Here is a 17,679-nt window from a genome sequence, read left to right on the forward strand (position 1 = left end):
TGCGTCACAATCCGCGCTGGCCGCGCCCGACGCTGCGCGCCAGCATGGCCGCGATCTGGCCTTCGCTTTTCCGAAAGCTCGCAGCGTCCGTCGCCGTCACGTTAAAGACGATCTGCGCCCCGCCACCGCCGGACGGTGCAGCAACGCCGAGAGCGCCATCCGAACCGCGCTTCAGCGGCAGGACCGCTTCCGCCCCCGCCTCGCCCATCAGGCCAAGTCCGCCGCCCATCGGAAAAAAGGCGGGGCTGGAAACGACGCCGCCATCGGCAAAGGGCGTGATGCTGCGTCCCGGCACACCGCCATCGGCAAAGGCAAACAGCGAACCGCCGCCGTTCAACAGCCCGCTGACGGCATTGCCGATCATGCCCTCAAGCGGTTTCAGACCGGCCGAGAGTGCGATGCCGGACAGCCGCTGCCCCAACCCGCGCAACACATCGTCCAGCCCTTTGCCACCCGCCGTCGCCGCCTGCAGGGCCGAGGTCAGGGCCGCCCCGAACCGCTCGGACCGGCGCTCGAGATCGCCCATCACCTCGGACAGCGCCTCCGCCTCTTCCCGGTTCTCGGCCATTGATCCTTCGCCCGCCATCGCGCTTGCCTTTCTGATTCAACTGGGGAATGCATGGTGCTGAAACAGCTCTCAAAAACCGCTGCTTCAACCCACACTCTTTTAAAACCCAACTTCTTGGGTTATGGTTCTCATGGTCACGGTTCTCCGCCAGCATGGCATGCGTTTTGTCATCTACACTGCCGATCACGAGCCGCCGCATGCTCATGTTTATGGAGAGGGTGAAGCCCGTATCGACATCGTCAGCCTCGTCGTTCTCACGCAGGGCGGCATGTCGGACCGGGATGTGCGGCGCGCCGTCGCCGTCATCGAGGAAAACCGGAAGCTGTTTATGGAAACCTGGAGACGATATCATGGTTGAGGTCAGCGATGCCGAACTCGCCGCCGCCAAGGAACGCTGGCAAAAAGAGCGCGCCGAGCGCCCCATTCCGGTTTCCGTGCGTTTCGAAACGGCCTCGGCCCGTGTCATCGTCGATTTCGCCAACGGCGCCTGCTTCATGTTTCCCGCGCGGGCGCTCGAAGGCTTGCAGGACGCGACCGCCGAACAGCTTGCGGATGTCGAACTGCTCGGCGAGACGGGTCTGCATTGGGAAACCCTCGATGTCGATTATACGATCAGCGGCCTGATGAACGGTATTTTCGGCAGCCGCACATTCATGGAAACGCAGCGCAAGGGCGGGCAATCCCGCTCTCCGGCCAAGGCAGCAGCCAGTCGCGCGAACGGTGCCAAGGGCGGCCGCCCACGAAAAATGCCCTGACGCCGTCACCCATCGGGAAACCGCCGCATCATCGCCTCCATCGCCTGACGGTCGGGGCCGCGGAGAACGGCGTTGCCGCCCGTCATCGCGAAGAATTCCCGCGGGGTCAGCCGCCAGAAGGTTTCGGAGGAGAGCCGCAGCAGGCAGAAGCCGGCATGGATCGCCGCCTCCCAGGGGAACGGGCGCGGCGTCGCTTCGCCTGCTGCGGCGCTCAAGGGTCCGGTGGCGCCTCGCCTTTCAGGCCGCCGAAGGTGGCGGTCAGAAGATCGGCGACGATGGCGGCATGGCCGGCAATGCCGCCTTCCACCGTGGCGGCGGCCACATCCTCGTCGGAAAAGACATTGCCCGCACCGCGCAGGCCCGCGCCGATCACCCTTACCATGTCGACCGCCTTCATGCGGCCGCTCGCAAAACGTTCGGCAAGCGCGGTGAGGTCGTCGGCTGCAAAGGCGGTTTCGAGTTCGGCCAAGGCCCCGAGCGTCAGGCAGAGAACGCGCCTTTCGCCGTCGATCAGCGCCTCGATCTCGCCGCGATGGCGGTTCGCCCGCCCGTAACGCAAACGCTCAGGCATCACAGCGCTCCAAAATTGAGAAGACCGGCCGATTCCAGCGCGATCTCGAATTGCACCTCGCCATCGTGGCGGCCGGAATATTCGAGCGCTACGATCTGGAACGGCCCGGTAACGATGCCGAAACCGGGAATGACGATCTGCCAGCCGGAAATGCTGCCCGCAAAAAATGCGCCGCGCACCAGCGCATCGCTCGCCTGATCCTTGAAGATGCCGGAGGCCGTGAGCGATGCCCGCTGCACGCCGGCGCCGGCAAGAAGCTCCCGCCAGCGCCCCGCGCTTTCGGCATCCGTCACATCGACGGCCTGGGCATTGAAGGCCAGCCGCTTTGTCCTCAGCCCCGCAACGGTTACGTGGGAACCGGCATTGTCGATCTTCAGCAGCAGGTCCTTGCCCTTCTGCGCCACCATGTTGTTTCCTTTCGTCTCGATTGCTGTTGCGGGGTCGCGAAGGGCCTGCTACCAAAAGCGTTCCTGCACCTCGCACCCCGCGATCTCACCATGTCCGACGCTGCCCCCCTGACGTCTCGCGCGCGCCTTATCGGCGTGCTTGCGGTCGGGCAGATCGTGAGCTGGGGTAGCGGTTTCGATATGCTGGCCGTCCTCGGGCCACGGATCGGTAAGGAACTGGCCATCACCAACGGCGTGGTTTTCGCCGGCCTCACGATCATGATGACCATCAGCGCCCTGTGCGGCCCATTGCTTGGACGAATGCTGATGCGCCACGGCGCGGCGCCGGTGCTGGCGGCCGGTTCGGTATTCTTCGCGGCCGGCTTTGCCGTGCTCGCCTTTGCGGGCGGGGCGGTGAGCTATCTCTTCGGCTGGGCCGTGATGGGTTTTGCCGCCACCTGCGGCCTGACGACGGCGGCCCATGCGGCCGTGGTGGAACGCGTGGGCGCGGAAAGCGGCCGGCTGCTGACGCTGCTGATGCTGTTCACCGGGCTTTCGGCGGCGGTTTTCCTGCCGGTCACCACCATTGCCGATCAGCATCTCGGCTGGCGCGGCACGCTTGCCGCCTATGCCTGTCTGCAAATCTTCATCCTGCTGCCGCTCTATCTTTTCGTGCTTCCCGGCCGGCCGGCCCGAAAAGAGGCAAAGCCGAAAGAAGAGACGGCCATGTCGCCCTCACCGGTCGATACGCGGCGCGCCTTCGTGCTGCTGGCCGCCATGACGACGATCAGCGCGTTTACGACCTTCGGCCTGTCACCGCTCCTGCCGCTGCTTCTGGTTCAGGCCGGCGCAACGCAATCGCTTGCGGTGCAACTGGCATCGGCACGCAGCGTCCTTGCGATTACGGCGCGCGGGCTGGATTTTCTGCTCGGGAAGCACGGAAACCCCTTCCTCACCGCCATGATCGGCTTCTGTCTGCTGCTCTTTTCCCTGCTGCTGTTGCTCGCCTTTGCTCCGGCCATGCCTGCCTTCATCGGCTTCATCGTTTTCTTCGGCTTTGGCGCCGGCGTGCTCACCGTCAGCCGGGCCGTGTTGCCGCTCGCGGTATTTTCCCCGGAAGAATATGGGCTTCAGGCCGCGCGCATCTCCCTGCCGCAGAACCTCGCCATTGCCGTGGCGCCGGTCATCTTCACCGTGGCGCTGGATCGCGGCGGCGTATCCGCCATGCTCACCATCGCCTCCGTGCTGATCGGCATTTCGTTTCTGCTGCTGATCGTTCTGTGGAAAACCGTGCGCAGGCAGGGCTCCTGAAACGGCCCTACTCCGTCACCGCCCTGAAACGCATTTCCGCGATGAAATTCCGTGTCTTCGCCTCGCGCCGCGAGCGGCTGGAAAGAAGATGCAGATTGACGAGAGACACACCGGCAATCGGCAGCGCCGCATCATCGAGAAGGATCTTCACCCGTTCGACGATTTCGCCGGCACCCCTGCGGCTATTGGCATCGCTCCATATCTGCAGCGACAGAAAATGCTCCTCGGCTCTTTCCGTCGCCGTCGAATAGTCCCGGCTTTCGAGATCGTCGATAACGATGCACGGCAGAAGCGCGCGCGGCAGAAGCCGGTCGACGATGCCGCCGGGGACAAGCGCTGTCAGCGCTGAATCGCTACCAAGCCTTGCGAAAATCGCCTGAAGAAATGCGTTGGCAGCGCTCATCGGCTTTCCTCCTCGCAGCGGCACACGATGAAGCGACGCGTCTCATCCGGGTCCATCACCGCCCGAATCGCCAGAATGCGGCGGCCCTTGCGAAAGCGCATGCCGGCGGCGATGTCGGCGCGGTAAGCCAGCCAGACGCGATGGGTAATCGTCACGCCCTCGGCCGAGGCCCGTTCATGCGAGGCCTCCGAAACGGGTTCGATCGCAGCCCAGAGCGACCGCAGGAAATTCCAGCTTTCCGCAGCACCGCCCTGCCCGTCCGGCGTTTCGGTCCGCACGTCCAGTTCCAGCCGCGCCGTCAACCTGCCGGGATCGAGAAAAACAAGGTTCATCTCTCAAAGCCCCAGACGGCAGAAAGGCGCCACCAGCCGCTCGTAACCGGCGGGAATGGCGGCGGGCTGGTTTTCCGCGGCGACCGCGCCGCGAAAGGCGAACATCTGCGCCACATGCATCAGCATGGCGCGTTTCAGCGTGTCGGGCACATCCGTTCCCGCTTCGCCATAGCCGGCAATGAAATCGATCTCGATGCCGTTCATCGCCCGTCCGGGGGCCGGCGGATCGCGCAGCCACAGCCTTGCGGGACGCGCCGCGCCATCGAGCAATTTTTCCACGGCGGTGATGTCCGCCGAGCGACCCTCACCGTCAAAAACCAGTATAGTTTCGATGGCTTGCACCGGTGTCCTGCCAATCGGAATCACGCCGTTCTCAGGCCACCGGTCGAGGTAAAACCGCCAGGTCTGGCGGATGAGGCAAAGCCCGGTCGTACGTTCCAGATGCTCGCGGGCGGTGCGGATGAGCGCGGCAAGAAGCGCATCCTCATCGCCGCTATCGAGACGCAGATGCGCTTTCACCTCGGCAAGCGTCAACGGCTCCGCCTGCGGCGGATGAATGAGGGCATAGGTCATGGGTTCTCCGGAAGAAAGGTAGTCGCATTAGCGAGCGGGTACCGCTTGTTTCTTCTCCCCGAGGGGGAGAAGTCCGCGGCAGCGGGATGAGGGGGCAAGGGTAGATGTGTTCGGAGAGCTTGCCCCCTCATCTGCCCCTTCGGGGCATCTTCTCCCCGGCGGGGAGAAGAAAGGGCGGTCAATTCACCCCGAATTTCACCAGCTTGATCGCCTCGAAATTCTGCACGCCGCCGCCCACGCGTTTGGTGGTGTAGAACAGCACGTAGGGTTTGGCCGAATAGGGATCGCGCAGGATGCGCACCCCGGTACGGTCGACGACGAGGTAGCCGGCGCGGAAATCGCCAAAAGCGATGGCGAAGCTGTTGGCCGCCACATTCGGCATGTCCTCCGCCTCCGTCACCGGAAAGCCCATCAGCGAGGCCGGCTGGCCGGCAGCGGCGGGCGGATGCCACAGATAGGCGCCGCTGGTATCCTTGAAGCGGCGCAGCGCCCCTTGCGTCTTGCGGTTCATCAGGAAGGTTCCGTTCTGGCGGTGGCCGGCCTTCAGCGCATAAACGGCATCGAGCAGCACATCCATCGGCCCGGCGGAGGCGAATCCGGCCGAAACGCCGGTCGCGACATAACCGATATTGCCCCAGCTCCAGCCATCATTGGCGACGGCCGCATAGGAGAGGAAACCCTTGGGCTTACTCGCGCCATCGCCGGCAATAAAGGCGGCGGCCTCCTGTTCGGCGAAAGCGATATCCACTTCGGAGGCGATCCAGGCTTCGATATCGACTGCCGCATCATCCAGCAGGCCCTGTGTCGCCGCCGGCATGGCGTAAAGCTCCATGGTTGGGAAGGAAAGCTCGGCAAGCTGCGGCGTTGCCGTTTGCGGACGCGCCGCCGTTTCGGAAACCCAGCCGGTCGTCATGCCGCCGGGCGAGAATGGCTTCTTCAGCACGGCGGCGGAAACCTGCCGGACGGTCGCCAGCGCGCGGATCGGCGAAATCGCCGTCATGCGCCGGCCGATCTCGCCATCCGTCTCGTTCGGCAGCAGAAAACCGCCATCGGCCCCGCTCGAACCGGCAAAGGCCTTGGCCTCCAGATCGCGCAGCGCGCCCTCCTCGCCGCGACGGATATAGGCCTCGAAAGCGGCCTTGTGCTCTTCGGCATCGTGGGAAAGCGCATCCTTGCGGCCAAGCGCGGGGCGCGCTTTCTTGAGCGCCAGATCGTCCATGATCCGGCGGTTGTCGTCGAGCGCCCTGTCGATGCGGTCGAGCTTGTCGCGGGTCACGACATCCGCGCCCATCTTGCGCTCGATATCGGCAAGCCGCTGGTCGTTGGTCTCGCGAAAGGCCTCGAAGGCCTCCATGAACTCATCGAAGGCAGCCGTCACCGTATCGGGCACGGCCTTCACCTGCGGCGCGACGGTCATCGGGGCCGGTTTCGTCATCTGGTCTGTCATGTCGTTTCCTTGTTGGTGATTGTCCGGAAGTCAGCGTTTGGGTGTCGTGTCGAACAGCGCGCGGGCGGCGCGGCGCATGGTGCGCACCAGCTCGGTCTCGCGGTCGCGGAAGAAGCGGGCATGCTTGACGTCGGAAACGCGCGCCGAGGGCAGCATCGGGAAGGTCACGACCGAGATTTCCCAGAGGTCGGCTTCCAGGATGCGCCGGACGCCGTGGCTCGCCGCCTTGCCGGAACGCACCGTTCGGAATCCGATGGACAGCCCGTCCAGCGCCCCGGTCTTCATCAGCGAATGCACCTCGCGGGAGCGGGCGACGCCGGGGGCGAGAACGCCCTCGACATAAAGGCCGCGCTCGTCCTCGCGGATGGTGCGCCAGGCGCCGATGGGCTCGGCCGGATCGTGCTGGTAGAGCATGCGGATGCCGGCTGCGCCCCGCTCCTCGATGGAGCGGCGGAAAGCGCCGCGCTCGATGACATCCTGACCGAGATCGACCTCGCCGAAGACGCTGGCATAACCGGAAAAGGTGCCGTCGCTGCTAATGCCGCGCAGTTCCAGATTGGCGAATTTGCGCGTGGCGGGACGCGGCCCGCGATAAACGTGCATGGAAAACTCCTGCGATATGAAGGAAATGTCAGGCGCGCGGGCGCGCACCGTAACGGTCGGCGATGCGCACCAGCACGCCCAGCCCCCACCACGCGCCCATGCTGGCGGCGGCGGAACCCGCCACCATGATTTCCCGGCCCGAAAGCGCACCGGCGATATCGAGCTGCTGCACGATCCAAAGGCCAATAGGCCCGCCGAAGATCATGCCGCAGGAAACGCCGGTGATGAAACGGCTCGCGGCCTCGCGTCTGCTTTTCGGCAGGAGATAAACGAGCGACACACCCGCGCCCGCCACGGCGCCGGTGATGCGGGCGGCCCAGATGCCAGCCTCATTGGCGAATTCAGACATGGGTAATCATTCCGTTCTAGGATGTGGTTATCGGGCGGACGCGCCGCGTCGCACGCAGGCGCTTTTTGCGCGCCTGCGCCGGTGATTTTGCGAATCTTCGGAATCGCTTGGACGGAAGACCTCACAGGGAGATTCCGCTTCTTCAGAAAATGATTGAACAGGAAACCGTGGTTCCGATCCCGCCGGGGCGGCGATCAATAACCGACGGCTTCGCGCTTTTCCTCGTCGCTCAGGAACGAGGCCGCGCCGATGCGAGCCCAGAGCGCATCCCGCTCGCCGGCAAGCCCGGCAATCCGGTCGAGATCGGGTTCAAGCCTCAGCCCAGAGCCGAAGACCGGAGAAAGCCAGCCGCAGAGCCTTGCCGCCGTGCGATAAACGAGCGGCAGGACGGTCAGGCGATAAAAGGCGCGGTTCGCCTCCTGGTAATTGGCATAGGTATTGTCGCCGGGAATGCCGATCAGCATCGGCGGCACGCCGAGCGAAAGCGCAATATCGCGCGCCGCACCGTTGCGGGCCTCGAGAAAATCCATGTCGCGCGGCGAAAGCCCCATGGCCTTCCAGTCCAGCCCGCCTTCCAGAAGCAGTGGCCGGCCGGCATTCATCGCCCCCTGATAGCCTTCCTCCAGTTCACGCTTCAGCCGCTCATATTGCTCGGTGGAGAGATTGCCGCCCTCCTTCGGCTGGTAGACCAGCGCCCCGGATGGCCGGGCGGAATTGTCGAGCAGGCGCTTGTTCCACTGGCTTGCGGCATTGTGCAGATCGAGCGCGGCCCCTGCGGAGGCGAGCGGCGCAAAACCCGCCCGGTCATCCAAGGGATGGAAAAGTTTCAGATGCAGCAGCCCCAGCCCGTCGCGCTCGGCGGCGATGCGCCGGGAGGCGCGGCCCTCGGCGCGGTAATCATAGGCCACCGGCCACCCATCCGGCCCCTCGACGATGCTGACCCGGTCGGGCCGCAGGAGATGCAGCTCGCGCAGCCGCCCGCCCACCATCAGCGGCTCGATATAGGCATTTCCGGCGAGCATGAGGTGACCATAAAGCGCCTCGAAGAAATCCGGCCCGCCCATATGGGCGCCCGGTTTTAAAAGCAGCGCCAGGAGCGGATGATCGGCGAGTTCCTCTTCGCCATCATAAAGCAGCCAGCTGACGGAAGCCGAGGTCTCCGCCACCATGCGGGCGGCCCGGTGCGCCACCGGGTTCTTCATGAAGCCCTCGCGGGCAAGTGCGGCATAGGACCGGCCCGACCAGAAGGCCTGCCCGCCCTGCACGGCAACCGCCATGAAGCCATCGGCCATTTTCCGGCTTTCAGGCACGGCTCTGCCATCCGCCGGGCGCAGCCACGGCAGGGAAAAGGGAAATCGCATGGAGTTGTCCTTGTTTTGATGGCGCGCGGCGTCGAGTCCTGTGGCGTCGCCCGCATGGGGTTTTCACCGACAGGCTAGACGCTGAAATTTCTGACGACGTCCTGAAAGCTCTCTTTCGTCATGCTCGGGCCTGTCCCGAGCATCTGCAACGTCTCGATTTTATTGGACGTGATCAGATCCTCGGGACAAGCCCAAGGATGACGTCGCGCGTGAGGCACCCTGTCCGCACAACGGCAATATCTCATGCCGACTTCGGTGAAACCGGACGTTTACCGGATCGGCGCTTTCACCGCCGTATCGCTGTCGAAATCGGCGGCAACGCGGGTCTCGCGCAGCGGCTTTACCGTGCGGGTCGAGAGGTCATAGGCCGGATCGGCCTTGTAAGCGGCGAGCGCCGCCTCGTTTTCGAACTCGCCATAGACGATGAAATCGACCGAATTGCCCCATTGGTCCTTCTTCACGTTCTCGCCGATTTCCAGCTTCAGCGAATGCGGTATCGCGGTGAGGCCGGAAAGCCCCCTGCGCACGGCGTCGCGGTTTTCCTCGGGAACGGTGAAGAAGACGATATGGCGGATCACGGTGTCACCTGTCATGCAGAATTTGGAGGCAGCCTTTTCGGCACCGGGTAACGGGTTATCATCTGGCCCGCCCGGGTTCAATCCGCGCCGCGACAAGCGCGTGATGAAATGCGCGCCCGTAACCGCCCACCAGCCGTGCCCGGTCGCTGCCATTGATGATGGCGCGGGCGCCATCCCAATCCTCACGCCTGTCGCTGAAGAAATCGGTGAGCCTGCGGCCGGTAAAACCGCCACCCGCCATGCCGTGGATCAGGATCGCGGTGGCCACCTCCGCCTCCATGGCGCGCTCGGGCCGTTCCAGGAGATCGACGCCGGTCAGCGCCGACATGGCCTCGTAATTGCGCCGATGCGTCAGCTGCACGAAGCCGCGCCCCAGCCAGCTCTTACCCTCCGTGTCCGGCCGCCAATAGGGCTTGCGCACCATCGGCAGCCTGCCCGCCGCAAAGGCGCGGTCGAGCCTTGCCATCGCCTCGGCATCGCTTGCCGCCAATGTCTCGCGCACCGGCTGCATGGTCGCCGCCGTCTCGTGAAAGGCCGTCGCCAGCATATAGGCGAGCCAGCGCGGGTCGCCGCCCGGCATCGACTTTTCGAACCCTGCCAGCATCGTTTTCGTGCCGGCAAGCTGGGCCGCGCGCAGGCGACCGCCAAAAATGGAAATCCGCGCCGACGCGAAGAATCGCGCCTCGTCATAGGCCATGATGGCTCCTGAAAATGATGGGCGATGCGACGCCCGGTTTTTCCACATGCAGGCCGCCGGAACTAAATCGATTTGAAAAAACCTTAATCGATTTTAATCCGCGCCCCGGGGTTTTGGGGTAAAAAATTCCTTGAATTCCGGAACCTTAGCGCGCTAACTCCATTCACCGCGCAATCCTGCAGCGTTAACCATTCAAGGAGGAATGCCACCATGACAGCGACAATCCCCCAGACCGTTTATGACCGTCTCGAAAACGAGTGGCGCCAGATGCGTGAAACCGGCTCCCAGCCGAAACCGGCGCAATCCCCGAAGAAATAATATCCGTCAGACGCCCGAAACGGGCGTTGACGGCGCCTCACTTTTCTTCTCCCCGGCGGGGAGAAGAAACCGGGGGCATCCGCTCCACGGGTAATTGGCTCTCATTCGCGGGAGCCAATAATCGGCTACCTCACATCCCCCGCACTTTCGGTTCACTCACCACCATCGTCGTCAGCGCCGTGATCGCCCAGACGAGCGCATCCAGCCTGTCCGGCGAACGCCCGGAGGATAGGCCGTCAGGCCCGAAATCCGTCATCTGGTCTTCCAGCTTTTCAAACCGCGCGGCGTGGCGCACCCTGCCCTGTTCGTAGAGTGCGGCAACCGGCTCAGCGCGGGTGAACTTGCCGCGGCTCGCCCGCACCAGTGTCAGCGGCAGGTTGGCGTCGATGCTCTGCAGCATGGCGCGCACCATCTCGCCGCCCTGATTGACCTCCGCCACCACCCGGTCCGCCTCGTGGCGACGAAAGGCGGCGACCACGGTGCGGGCCCAGCCGGCCGGCGTTTCGCCCTCCACCGAACAATCCGCCAGCACGTTAAGACGCCCGGACATGCCAAGCCCCGCCACGACGATGCCGCAGCAGGAATGTTCACCGACGCCGGCGGGCGGGTCTACCGCCACCACGATGCGCGTGAGCGGCTCATTCACCGCTTCGACGATCGCTTCCAGATCGGCGCGTTTCCACAGCGCGCCCTCACGCTCGTCGATCAATTCACCGCCGATTTCCTGACGCCCCAGCCGGGTGCCGCCGTAACGGTCCTGCATGGCTTTGAGAAAACCGGGAGAGAGATTGCGCGCATTCATGGCCGTCGGCATCCGCGCCACCCGTGTCGCGGGATCGGCGAGAAGCTCCTTCAGCAAAGGAATGGGCCGTGGCGTGGTGGTCACCAGTTGCCGGGGCGTTTCACCCAGACGCAGGCCGAATTGCAGCATGTCCCAGGTTTCCTGCGGATATTTCCATTTGCCCAGTTCATCCGCCCAGGCCATATGGAATTGCGGGCCGCGCAGGCTTTCCGGGTCTTCCGAGGAAAACACCTGCGCCATCGCGCCATTCGGCCAGAGGAGCCGCCGGCGCGATACCTCGAAGGCGGGGCGATGGCGGCGGGCGATGCGGCAGATGCCGGAAATGCCGTCGATCATCACCTCGCGGGCGTCACCCAGCGTTTCGGCCACGAGCGCGATGCGCAAATCCGACTGCTTGCCGGCGGAGGCGACACGATGCACCCATTCCGCCCCGGCCCGCGTTTTGCCGGAACCGCGCCCGCCGATCAGAAGCCATGTCCGCCAGTCGCCCTCCGGCGGTTGCTGCGGCAGGTTGCCGATGAAACGCCAGTCACGCAGGAGGTTGAAGACCTGCGCCGGCAGATGGGGTCCGGTTGGCGTATCCGTCACGTGTCGGCTTCTGCGGATGGGCTGCGGGCGGGATCAACCTCCATCTTCGCGCGGCATTTCTGTTCAGCCAGTTCGTCGATGCGGTTGAGGAAATGCGCCACCGCCGCTTCGTAGTCCCCGGCCCCGGTTTCGTCTTCGCTGAAAAGAGCTTCCCTTTCTTCCGCCAGCACCCGTTGCAGGGCGTCGATCCGCTCCAGCGTGCGGACGATCAGCGAGAGCTGGTCCGTCGCAGCCTTCACATCGGCGCGCGCCAGCTTGCCCGAAGCGTCCTCCGCCGTCGCCAGAAAGGCCGCTTCGCTCGCCTGGCGGAGATTGCGGTACAGGCAGAACTGCTCGCGCATCTCCTCCGTCAGCTCGTTCAGCAATTGCCGCAGGCTGCCGTTGCGCGCCGCATCTTCGGCGGCCAGCCTGTCGGCCCGCGACTTCGTCTCCGGTGCGGCTTCAAGCGCGTCCTCAGCCGCATAGGCGGGCGTTTCCGGCCAGACGCCGTAGAGCGCCGGATCGCAATTGTGAGACATTGTCATGGAATTGGCCTGAGATGGAAATGGAAATGGGTACGGGATGCACGTGGTTCATTTGCGGGCGGCGCCTCTCCACAACCCTCATTCCTGTGCTTGTCACAGGAATCCAGTCGACGCGCGTCTGCGCGGCGGAAGGAGTCTTTTCAGCCCAAGGACTTGGGCTGGCTGGATTCCTGTGACAAGCACAGGAATGAGGGAAGAGAGCAAAGCCTTGTTACTTGTAAAATCCAGCGCTCTGATATTTTGAATTAACCCAGCCGCAAATCTCCGACCGTAGCCAAACACTATCAAACCACCGTCACGCTGTAAAGGATTATTTTCCTATTTTCATGATTTTTATCCTGCCCGCAGGATTTGCACCCTCGTCCGTCACATATTACACTCAGCACCACGCGGTGAGTACAAGGGGCGAGTCAAGTTGGTGAAACAATGGGTTGAGCGGTTGTTTGCAGGTCTTTCGGCAACCGGCATCGTCTTCGGCACTATCCTGTTCTGTGCTTCGCTCACGCCCTCGCTCCTGCCGCGCACATGGCTGATGCAGGGGGTGCTGTGCGGCTTTTCCTTCGCCATCGGTTATCTGATCGGTGTCGCTTTGCACGCCATCTGGGCCTATCTGGAGCTGCCTGAACCTTCACGCCACAATGCGCGCGGCATTCGTTTTCTCATTGCGCTCGCCGCCGCCATCACGGCCATCGCGTTTTTATGGCAGGCGAAGGACTGGCAGAATTCCATCCGCGTTTTGATGGAGCTCGATCCGCTGCCGAGCGCCCACCCCACCAAGACCGGCGGTCTTGCGGTGCTGGTCGCCGCCATCCTCATCGGCGCCGGCCGGCTGTTCCAGCTTATCCGCCGGTTCTTTGCTGCGCGCAGCCGCCATTTCCTGCCACGCCGCCTTGCCAATGTGCTCGGTATCGCGGTGGCGATCATCCTCTCCTGGATGCTGCTTAATGGGCTGATCTTCGATATCGGCCTCAGATTTGCCGATTCCTCGCTGAAGCAGGTGGATGCGCTGATCGAACCCGACGTCCCGCGCCCGTCAGACGCGCTCAAGACCGGCAGCAGCGCCTCGCTGATGACATGGGAATCGCTCGGCCGACGCGGGCGTGAATTCGTCGCCGAAGGCCCGGCGGCCACAGAGATATCCGCCTTCACCCATCGCCCGGCAAAGGAGCCGCTCAGGGTCTATGCGGGCCTCAACTCGGCGTCGACGCCGGAAGAAAGAGCGGCCTTGGCGCTGGAGGAGCTGAAACGGGTCGGCGGTTTCGAGCGCAAGGTGCTTCTGGTGGTCATTCCCACCGGCACCGGCTGGATCGACCCGGAAGCGCTCGATACGGTCGAATATCTGCATGACGGCGATATCGCCAGCGTCGCCGTGCAATATTCCTATCTCTCGAGCTGGATCGCGCTGCTGACGGAACCGGATTACGGTGTTGAGACGGCGCGCGCTTTGTTCGAGGCCGTCTACGGTTACTGGACCACGCTGCCGAAGGAAACGCGGCCGAAGCTTTATCTGCATGGCCTCAGCCTCGGTTCGCTCAACTCGCAGAAATCCTCGGATCTTTACGATGTGCTCTCCGATCCGTTCCAGGGCGCGCTGTGGAGCGGACCGCCCTTTTCCAGCCCGACATGGCGCATGGCCACCAATGGCCGGGTGAAGGGCACGCCGGAATGGCTACCGCGCTTCCGCGATTCCTCCGTCATCCGCTTTGCCAACCAATATACCACCGCCCATATGCCCGATGCGAAATGGGGGCCGATGCGGATCGTCTATCTGCAATATGCCAGCGACCCGATCACCTTCTTCGAGGCCGCCTCGCTTTACCGGCGGCCGCAATGGATGGCGCATCACGGGCCTGACGTTTCCACATCCTTCCGCTGGTTCCCGGTCGTCACCCTGCTGCAGCTCGGTCTCGATGTCGCCGCAGCCACCACCGCGCCTATTGGTTATGGCCATGTCTATGCGCCGGAACATTATATCGATGCATGGACGGAGGTGACCGAGCCGCAGGGCTGGAACCCCGAGGAGATCCAGCGGCTGAAGATGTTCTTCAAGGCCCGCCGCGGCTCCACCGATCCGGCGTGAGCACGGCGGGCTCGCTTTGAGCCTCAGCCCTCCAGCCGGTCCAGATTGTCGGCGATATAGGTCTCGAGTGAGCGCGGTGCATGGCCGGTCAGTGTCTCGACATCGCCGGTCACCACCGCTGTCCAGCCTTCACGCACGGGATAAAAGATCGAAGCGAGGAAGGAGGCATAGTCCTGCGGCACGCCCGCACCGGTGAGGATGCCGATGAAAACCTCATCCGAAACGGCGGCGTAGGACACCGGCTTGCCGATCGCCTGCGATATCAGCGCGGCCGCTTCGCCGTAACCGAGGGCCTTCGGACCCGTCAGGTTGAAAGCCTTGCCGTTAAAGGCGTCAGAGGTCAGGGCGGCGGCGGCGCTGTCGGCAATATCGCGGACGTCGATGAAGCTCGACTTGCCCTCGCCGGCCGGCACGGCGATCTGGCCGTGATCGATGCCGGCCTTCCAGTAGCTGTGGAAATTATCGGCAAACCAGTTGGGGCGCAGGATGACGTAAGGCGTGCCCGAAGCGATGATCTTTAGCTCGATCTGGCGATAGGGAATGGAATCGTCGGCATCGACGCCGAGGACGCTGAGGAACACGATCTTCACCTTGCGGCGCGCCGCCTCCTCGACCACAGGCGTCAGCGCGTCGATGGCATCCAGACGCCCGCCCGCAAGGATGAGGAACAGACGGTCAACGCCGTCGAAGGCATCCGCGTAAGTCGATGCGTCGGTATAATCGAAACGCACGCCTTCCGCGCCGTCCGTGGCCTTGCCGCTGCGCGAGGCGGCCTTCACGCTTTCGCCCTTGGAAAGGAGCGTTTTCACCAGCGGCGTGCCGATGGTGCCGGTGGAACCGATTACGAGTATCTTGCCTGTCATCTCAAATCTCCGTAGTATCTAATGGAAACCATGTTTCGAAAACACAGGTACTGCGTTTGCGAAATCATGAAAAGAGAGCACTTTTCGGTTATCTGGTTTCCTTTCGGAAACCGGTATGGCCCTGAAACGACGGAACAAACCCATGGAACGTATCTATGACGTCTATGAAGACCGCTGCCCCACCCGCATGGTGCTGGACAGGATTGCCGACAAATGGGCGCTGCTGATCCTCGACCGGCTGCGGGTGGAAGCGGTGCGCTTCAATCTGCTGCGGCGGGAGATCAAGGGCATTTCGCAGAAAGTCCTGTCGCAGACGCTGAAGAAGCTCGAGCGTGACGGGCTGATTTCGAGGCAGGTGTTCCCGACCGTGCCGGTGACGGTCGAATATTCGCTGACGCCGCTGGGGCGGACGCTGACCGACACGGTGGCGGCGCTTGCCCATTGGGCGGAGGGGAATATCGACGCGGTGATGGCGGCGCAGAGGGCTTATGATGAGCGGGCGGTGGTTTAGAGGGTCTTCGCGCCCGCGTAGAGACGGAAGCATGGGAGCGGCAAACTCCTTTGCTGCTTCGTTTTGCAGACCATCGCTTCCGTCATACCGGACTTGATCCGGTATCCAGCCAGCCCAAGTCCTTGGGCTGAAAAGACTCTATTCGCCGCGCAAACGCGCGTCGGCTGGATGCCGGATCAAATCCGGCATGACGGAAGTGGGTTTCGCGTATCTTCCACTCCCTCAAACGCTCCTACCGCGAAATTCGTGTCGACAGAATGATCGACGACAGCGTGCGCTCCACGCCGTCAAGTGCGCCGATCCGGTCGATCAACCGATCGAGATCGAGGATCGAAGGCGCAGCGAGAATGGCGATGAGGTCGAAGGTGCCGCTCACCGAATGCAGCGTCGTCACCTCCTTGATGGCGGCAAGCGCCGCCGTGACGCCGGGCAGCGCCTTGGGTGCGATGGTAATCAGCACATGGGCGCGCACCAGCCCGGAAAGATAGCTTTCCGAAAGCCTGAGGCCATAACCCGCAATCACCCCGTCCGCCTCCAGCCTCTCGATACGGGCCTGCACCGTGGTGCGCGAAAGGCCGAGCTTGCGCGCCAGTTCCGCCACCGGCATGCGGGCATTTTCGGAAAGCAGGGCAAGCAGCGCCCGGTCCTTGTCGGCAATCGTCATAGTGACCAATCCTGTCGTCTTATTGCCTAATATTAACCCGCTATCCGCACATAGTGAAGCTGCGAATCGTCAATAAAAACTGGCATTCTGTTCTTGAAGCGCATCCGCGCTGACAGATTTGCATTCACTGCGGGGAACAAAACATGAAAAACATTGTCGTCATCGGCGCGGGCAATATCGGTTCGGCCATCGCCTGGATGCTGGCCGCCACCGGCGATTATCGCATCGCCGTCGCAGACCGTTCGGCCGATCAGCTGGCCAATGTGCCGGCGCATGAACGTGTCGATACCGAAATCGTCGACATTACCGACCGTCCCGCTCTGGAAGCACTGCTGAAAGGCAAATTCGCCGTGCTTTCCGCCGCCCCCTTCCACCTGACGGCGGGCATTGCCGAAGCGGCCGTTACCGTCGGCACGCATTATCTCGATCTCACCGAAGACGTCGAATCCACCCGCAAGGTCAAGGCCTTGGCAGAAACGGCCGGGACGGCGCTCATTCCGCAATGCGGCCTCGCCCCCGGCTTCATCTCCATCGTCGCTGCCGATCTTGCCGCCAAGTTCGACAAGCTGGACAGCGTGAGGATGCGCGTCGGCGCTCTGCCGCAATATCCGTCCAATGCGCTCAATTACAACCTCACCTGGAGCACGGACGGGCTGATCAACGAATATATCGAGCCCTGCGAAGCGATCGTCGAAGGCCGCCTTACCGCCGTTCCGGCGCTGGAGGAACGTGAGGAATTTTCGCTCGACGGCGTCACCTATGAGGCCTTCAACACCTCGGGCGGGCTTGGCACGCTCTGCGCCACGCTGGAAGGCAAGGTGCGCACGATGAATTACCGCACCATCCGTTATCCCGGCCATGTGGCGATCATGAAGGCGCTGCTGAACGATCTCAATCTGCGCAATCGCCGCGATGTGCTGAAAGACCTGTTCGAAAACGCCCTGCCCGGCACCATGCAGGATGTGGTCATCGTCTTCGTCACCGTCTGCGGCACCCGGAACGGCCGTTTCCTGCAGGAAACCTACGCCAACAAGGTCTATGCCGGCCCGGTTTCCGGCCGGATGATGAGCGCCATCCAGATCACGACCGCCGCCGGCATCTGCACGGTTCTCGATCTGCTCGCCGAAGGCGCCCTGCCGCAGAAGGGCTTCGTGCGACAGGAGGAAGTGGCGCTATCGAAATTCCTCGAAAACCGGTTCGGCCACTACTACGGCGCGCATGAGCCGCTGGCCCGGGTTGGGTGACTTGAGGGCACAGCATCGCCGCCGGTTTCTTCTCCCCGCCGGGGAGAAGGTGGCCCGAAGGGTCGGATGAGCGACTGTCTTTGATGTCAAGCGTTTTGCCATGGTTTGTTGTCTCTGATGATGGCGTTGAGCATTGTCAGAAGCTTTCGCA

General features: G+C 63.3%; 23 protein-coding genes. 6 read left to right on the forward strand and 17 right to left on the reverse strand.

The window, feature by feature from the left end; genetic code table 11:
• Positions 1 to 4: 4 nt before the first annotated feature.
• Positions 5 to 586 (reverse strand): phage tail tape measure protein, encoded by a 582-nt coding sequence (locus tag PIB16_RS24515; protein WP_142846193.1) that lies wholly within the window; start codon positions 584 to 586, stop codon positions 5 to 7.
• 112 nt (positions 587 to 698) lie between these two features.
• Here PIB16_RS24515 and PIB16_RS24520 point away from each other — a divergent pair, with 112 nt between their 5' ends.
• Together PIB16_RS24520 and PIB16_RS24525 are read left to right on the forward strand one after the other, a co-directional pair.
• The gene (locus tag PIB16_RS24520; RefSeq protein ID WP_031233366.1) at positions 699 to 926 is read left to right on the forward strand and encodes a DUF4160 domain-containing protein; all 228 of its coding nucleotides are present in this window, start codon (positions 699 to 701) and stop codon (positions 924 to 926) included.
• A complete protein-coding gene (locus PIB16_RS24525; RefSeq protein WP_065654181.1) occupies positions 919 to 1,323 on the forward strand; it encodes a DUF2442 domain-containing protein in 405 nt (134 codons plus the stop codon). The genes PIB16_RS24520 and PIB16_RS24525 overlap by 8 nt, the downstream gene beginning before the upstream one ends.
• A 5-nt stretch (positions 1,324 to 1,328) precedes the next feature.
• Here PIB16_RS24525 and PIB16_RS24530 read toward each other — a convergent pair whose 3' ends face one another.
• Genes PIB16_RS24530 through PIB16_RS24540 form a run of 3 tightly spaced genes read right to left on the reverse strand, consistent with a single transcriptional unit; the run spans position 1,329 to position 2,301 of the window.
• Complete coding sequence (locus PIB16_RS24530; RefSeq protein ID WP_142846191.1) at positions 1,329 to 1,538, reverse strand: rcc01693 family protein; 210 nt, start codon at positions 1,536 to 1,538, stop codon at positions 1,329 to 1,331.
• On the reverse strand, positions 1,535 to 1,894 hold the full coding sequence (locus tag PIB16_RS24535; RefSeq protein ID WP_271046500.1) for a gene transfer agent family protein: 360 nt from the start codon (positions 1,892 to 1,894) through the stop codon (positions 1,535 to 1,537). The genes PIB16_RS24530 and PIB16_RS24535 overlap by 4 nt, the downstream gene beginning before the upstream one ends.
• A complete protein-coding gene (locus PIB16_RS24540; RefSeq protein ID WP_271046501.1) occupies positions 1,894 to 2,301 on the reverse strand; it encodes a phage major tail protein, TP901-1 family in 408 nt (135 codons plus the stop codon). The genes PIB16_RS24535 and PIB16_RS24540 overlap by 1 nt, the downstream gene beginning before the upstream one ends.
• Before the next feature lie 90 nt (positions 2,302 to 2,391).
• Here PIB16_RS24540 and PIB16_RS24545 point away from each other — a divergent pair, with 90 nt between their 5' ends.
• Positions 2,392 to 3,591, forward strand: a complete 1,200-nt coding sequence (locus tag PIB16_RS24545) for an MFS transporter (protein ID WP_271046502.1) — start codon at positions 2,392 to 2,394, stop codon at positions 3,589 to 3,591.
• 7 nt (positions 3,592 to 3,598) lie between these two features.
• On the opposite strand, the gene PIB16_RS24550 is transcribed toward PIB16_RS24545, so the two are convergent.
• From PIB16_RS24550 to PIB16_RS24600, 11 genes are all read right to left on the reverse strand, one after another.
• On the reverse strand, positions 3,599 to 3,994 hold the full coding sequence (locus tag PIB16_RS24550) for a DUF3168 domain-containing protein (protein WP_271046503.1): 396 nt from the start codon (positions 3,992 to 3,994) through the stop codon (positions 3,599 to 3,601).
• The gene (locus PIB16_RS24555) at positions 3,991 to 4,326 is read right to left on the reverse strand and encodes a phage head closure protein (RefSeq protein ID WP_142846185.1); all 336 of its coding nucleotides are present in this window, start codon (positions 4,324 to 4,326) and stop codon (positions 3,991 to 3,993) included. Before PIB16_RS24555 ends, PIB16_RS24550 begins: the two co-directional genes overlap by 4 nt.
• 3 nt (positions 4,327 to 4,329) lie before the next feature.
• The gene (locus tag PIB16_RS24560) at positions 4,330 to 4,899 is read right to left on the reverse strand and encodes a head-tail connector protein (RefSeq protein ID WP_271046504.1); all 570 of its coding nucleotides are present in this window, start codon (positions 4,897 to 4,899) and stop codon (positions 4,330 to 4,332) included.
• Between the two features lie 178 nt (positions 4,900 to 5,077).
• The gene (locus PIB16_RS24565) at positions 5,078 to 6,346 is read right to left on the reverse strand and encodes a phage major capsid protein (protein WP_271046505.1); all 1,269 of its coding nucleotides are present in this window, start codon (positions 6,344 to 6,346) and stop codon (positions 5,078 to 5,080) included.
• Between the two features lie 30 nt (positions 6,347 to 6,376).
• Entirely contained in the window at positions 6,377 to 6,949 is a 573-nt protein-coding gene (locus PIB16_RS24570; protein WP_271046506.1) for an HK97 family phage prohead protease, read from the reverse strand.
• Positions 6,950 to 6,977: 28 nt separating this feature from the next.
• A complete protein-coding gene (locus tag PIB16_RS24575) occupies positions 6,978 to 7,298 on the reverse strand; it encodes a DUF6107 family protein (RefSeq protein WP_003521211.1) in 321 nt (106 codons plus the stop codon).
• 194 nt (positions 7,299 to 7,492) lie between these two features.
• Positions 7,493 to 8,659 carry a phage portal protein gene (locus PIB16_RS24580; protein WP_078054266.1) on the reverse strand — a complete coding sequence of 389 codons (1,167 nt, stop codon included), beginning with the start codon at positions 8,657 to 8,659 and terminating at the stop codon, positions 7,493 to 7,495.
• Between the two features lie 269 nt (positions 8,660 to 8,928).
• Positions 8,929 to 9,237, reverse strand: a complete 309-nt coding sequence (locus PIB16_RS24585) for a Dabb family protein (protein WP_003522330.1) — start codon at positions 9,235 to 9,237, stop codon at positions 8,929 to 8,931.
• 58 nt (positions 9,238 to 9,295) lie between these two features.
• Positions 9,296 to 9,934: a hypothetical protein gene (locus PIB16_RS24590; protein ID WP_271046507.1), complete on the reverse strand. Its 639-nt coding sequence runs from the start codon at positions 9,932 to 9,934 to the stop codon at positions 9,296 to 9,298.
• Between the two features lie 448 nt (positions 9,935 to 10,382).
• Positions 10,383 to 11,642, reverse strand: coding sequence for a DNA-packaging protein (locus PIB16_RS24595; RefSeq protein WP_271046508.1), 1,260 nt, complete (start codon positions 11,640 to 11,642; stop codon positions 10,383 to 10,385).
• Positions 11,639 to 12,166 carry a hypothetical protein gene (locus PIB16_RS24600; protein ID WP_271046509.1) on the reverse strand — a complete coding sequence of 176 codons (528 nt, stop codon included), beginning with the start codon at positions 12,164 to 12,166 and terminating at the stop codon, positions 11,639 to 11,641. Before PIB16_RS24600 ends, PIB16_RS24595 begins: the two co-directional genes overlap by 4 nt.
• Before the next feature lie 439 nt (positions 12,167 to 12,605).
• Between PIB16_RS24600 and PIB16_RS24605 the strand changes: the two genes are divergently transcribed.
• Positions 12,606 to 14,246 carry an alpha/beta hydrolase gene (locus tag PIB16_RS24605; RefSeq protein WP_271046513.1) on the forward strand — a complete coding sequence of 547 codons (1,641 nt, stop codon included), beginning with the start codon at positions 12,606 to 12,608 and terminating at the stop codon, positions 14,244 to 14,246.
• A gap of 23 nt (positions 14,247 to 14,269) precedes the next feature.
• On the opposite strand, the gene PIB16_RS24610 is transcribed toward PIB16_RS24605, so the two are convergent.
• Positions 14,270 to 15,109, reverse strand: a complete 840-nt coding sequence (locus tag PIB16_RS24610; RefSeq protein WP_271046510.1) for an SDR family oxidoreductase — start codon at positions 15,107 to 15,109, stop codon at positions 14,270 to 14,272.
• Between the two features lie 142 nt (positions 15,110 to 15,251).
• Here PIB16_RS24610 and PIB16_RS24615 point away from each other — a divergent pair, with 142 nt between their 5' ends.
• The gene (locus tag PIB16_RS24615; RefSeq protein ID WP_003509204.1) at positions 15,252 to 15,620 is read left to right on the forward strand and encodes a winged helix-turn-helix transcriptional regulator; all 369 of its coding nucleotides are present in this window, start codon (positions 15,252 to 15,254) and stop codon (positions 15,618 to 15,620) included.
• Positions 15,621 to 15,852: 232 nt separating this feature from the next.
• On the opposite strand, the gene PIB16_RS24620 is transcribed toward PIB16_RS24615, so the two are convergent.
• The gene (locus tag PIB16_RS24620; protein ID WP_052817598.1) at positions 15,853 to 16,284 is read right to left on the reverse strand and encodes an Lrp/AsnC family transcriptional regulator; all 432 of its coding nucleotides are present in this window, start codon (positions 16,282 to 16,284) and stop codon (positions 15,853 to 15,855) included.
• Between the two features lie 143 nt (positions 16,285 to 16,427).
• Between PIB16_RS24620 and PIB16_RS24625 the strand changes: the two genes are divergently transcribed.
• The gene (locus tag PIB16_RS24625) at positions 16,428 to 17,528 is read left to right on the forward strand and encodes a saccharopine dehydrogenase family protein (RefSeq protein ID WP_271046511.1); all 1,101 of its coding nucleotides are present in this window, start codon (positions 16,428 to 16,430) and stop codon (positions 17,526 to 17,528) included.
• The last annotated feature ends 151 nt before the right edge of the window (positions 17,529 to 17,679 follow it).

It is taken from the genome of Agrobacterium sp. ST15.13.015 (assembly GCF_027871645.1).
Lineage (GTDB): Bacteria > Pseudomonadota > Alphaproteobacteria > Rhizobiales > Rhizobiaceae > Agrobacterium > Agrobacterium leguminum.

What these genes read in the sequence shown, in the direction of transcription:
- PIB16_RS24600 (WP_271046509.1), bottom strand. Translation starts at nt 12,166, where the DNA reads ATGACAATGTCTCACAATTGCGATCCGGCGCTCTACGGCGTCTGGCCG.
- PIB16_RS24565 (WP_271046505.1), bottom strand. Translation starts at nt 6,346, where the DNA reads ATGACAGACCAGATGACGAAACCGGCCCCGATGACCGTCGCGCCGCAG.
- PIB16_RS24580 (WP_078054266.1), bottom strand. Translation starts at nt 8,659, where the DNA reads ATGCGATTTCCCTTTTCCCTGCCGTGGCTGCGCCCGGCGGATGGCAGA.
- PIB16_RS24540 (WP_271046501.1), bottom strand. Translation starts at nt 2,301, where the DNA reads ATGGTGGCGCAGAAGGGCAAGGACCTGCTGCTGAAGATCGACAATGCC.
- PIB16_RS24615 (WP_003509204.1), top strand. Translation starts at nt 15,252, where the DNA reads ATGGAACGTATCTATGACGTCTATGAAGACCGCTGCCCCACCCGCATG.
- PIB16_RS24590 (WP_271046507.1), bottom strand. Translation starts at nt 9,934, where the DNA reads ATGGCCTATGACGAGGCGCGATTCTTCGCGTCGGCGCGGATTTCCATT.
- PIB16_RS24550 (WP_271046503.1), bottom strand. Translation starts at nt 3,994, where the DNA reads ATGAGCGCTGCCAACGCATTTCTTCAGGCGATTTTCGCAAGGCTTGGT.
- PIB16_RS24555 (WP_142846185.1), bottom strand. Translation starts at nt 4,326, where the DNA reads ATGAACCTTGTTTTTCTCGATCCCGGCAGGTTGACGGCGCGGCTGGAA.
- PIB16_RS24620 (WP_052817598.1), bottom strand. Translation starts at nt 16,284, where the DNA reads ATGACGATTGCCGACAAGGACCGGGCGCTGCTTGCCCTGCTTTCCGAA.
- PIB16_RS24625 (WP_271046511.1), top strand. Translation starts at nt 16,428, where the DNA reads ATGAAAAACATTGTCGTCATCGGCGCGGGCAATATCGGTTCGGCCATC.
- PIB16_RS24560 (WP_271046504.1), bottom strand. Translation starts at nt 4,899, where the DNA reads ATGACCTATGCCCTCATTCATCCGCCGCAGGCGGAGCCGTTGACGCTT.
- PIB16_RS24535 (WP_271046500.1), bottom strand. Translation starts at nt 1,894, where the DNA reads ATGCCTGAGCGTTTGCGTTACGGGCGGGCGAACCGCCATCGCGGCGAG.
- PIB16_RS24545 (WP_271046502.1), top strand. Translation starts at nt 2,392, where the DNA reads ATGTCCGACGCTGCCCCCCTGACGTCTCGCGCGCGCCTTATCGGCGTG.
- PIB16_RS24575 (WP_003521211.1), bottom strand. Translation starts at nt 7,298, where the DNA reads ATGTCTGAATTCGCCAATGAGGCTGGCATCTGGGCCGCCCGCATCACC.
- PIB16_RS24520 (WP_031233366.1), top strand. Translation starts at nt 699, where the DNA reads ATGGTCACGGTTCTCCGCCAGCATGGCATGCGTTTTGTCATCTACACT.
- PIB16_RS24525 (WP_065654181.1), top strand. Translation starts at nt 919, where the DNA reads ATGGTTGAGGTCAGCGATGCCGAACTCGCCGCCGCCAAGGAACGCTGG.
- PIB16_RS24570 (WP_271046506.1), bottom strand. Translation starts at nt 6,949, where the DNA reads ATGCACGTTTATCGCGGGCCGCGTCCCGCCACGCGCAAATTCGCCAAT.
- PIB16_RS24515 (WP_142846193.1), bottom strand. Translation starts at nt 586, where the DNA reads ATGGCGGGCGAAGGATCAATGGCCGAGAACCGGGAAGAGGCGGAGGCG.
- PIB16_RS24610 (WP_271046510.1), bottom strand. Translation starts at nt 15,109, where the DNA reads ATGACAGGCAAGATACTCGTAATCGGTTCCACCGGCACCATCGGCACG.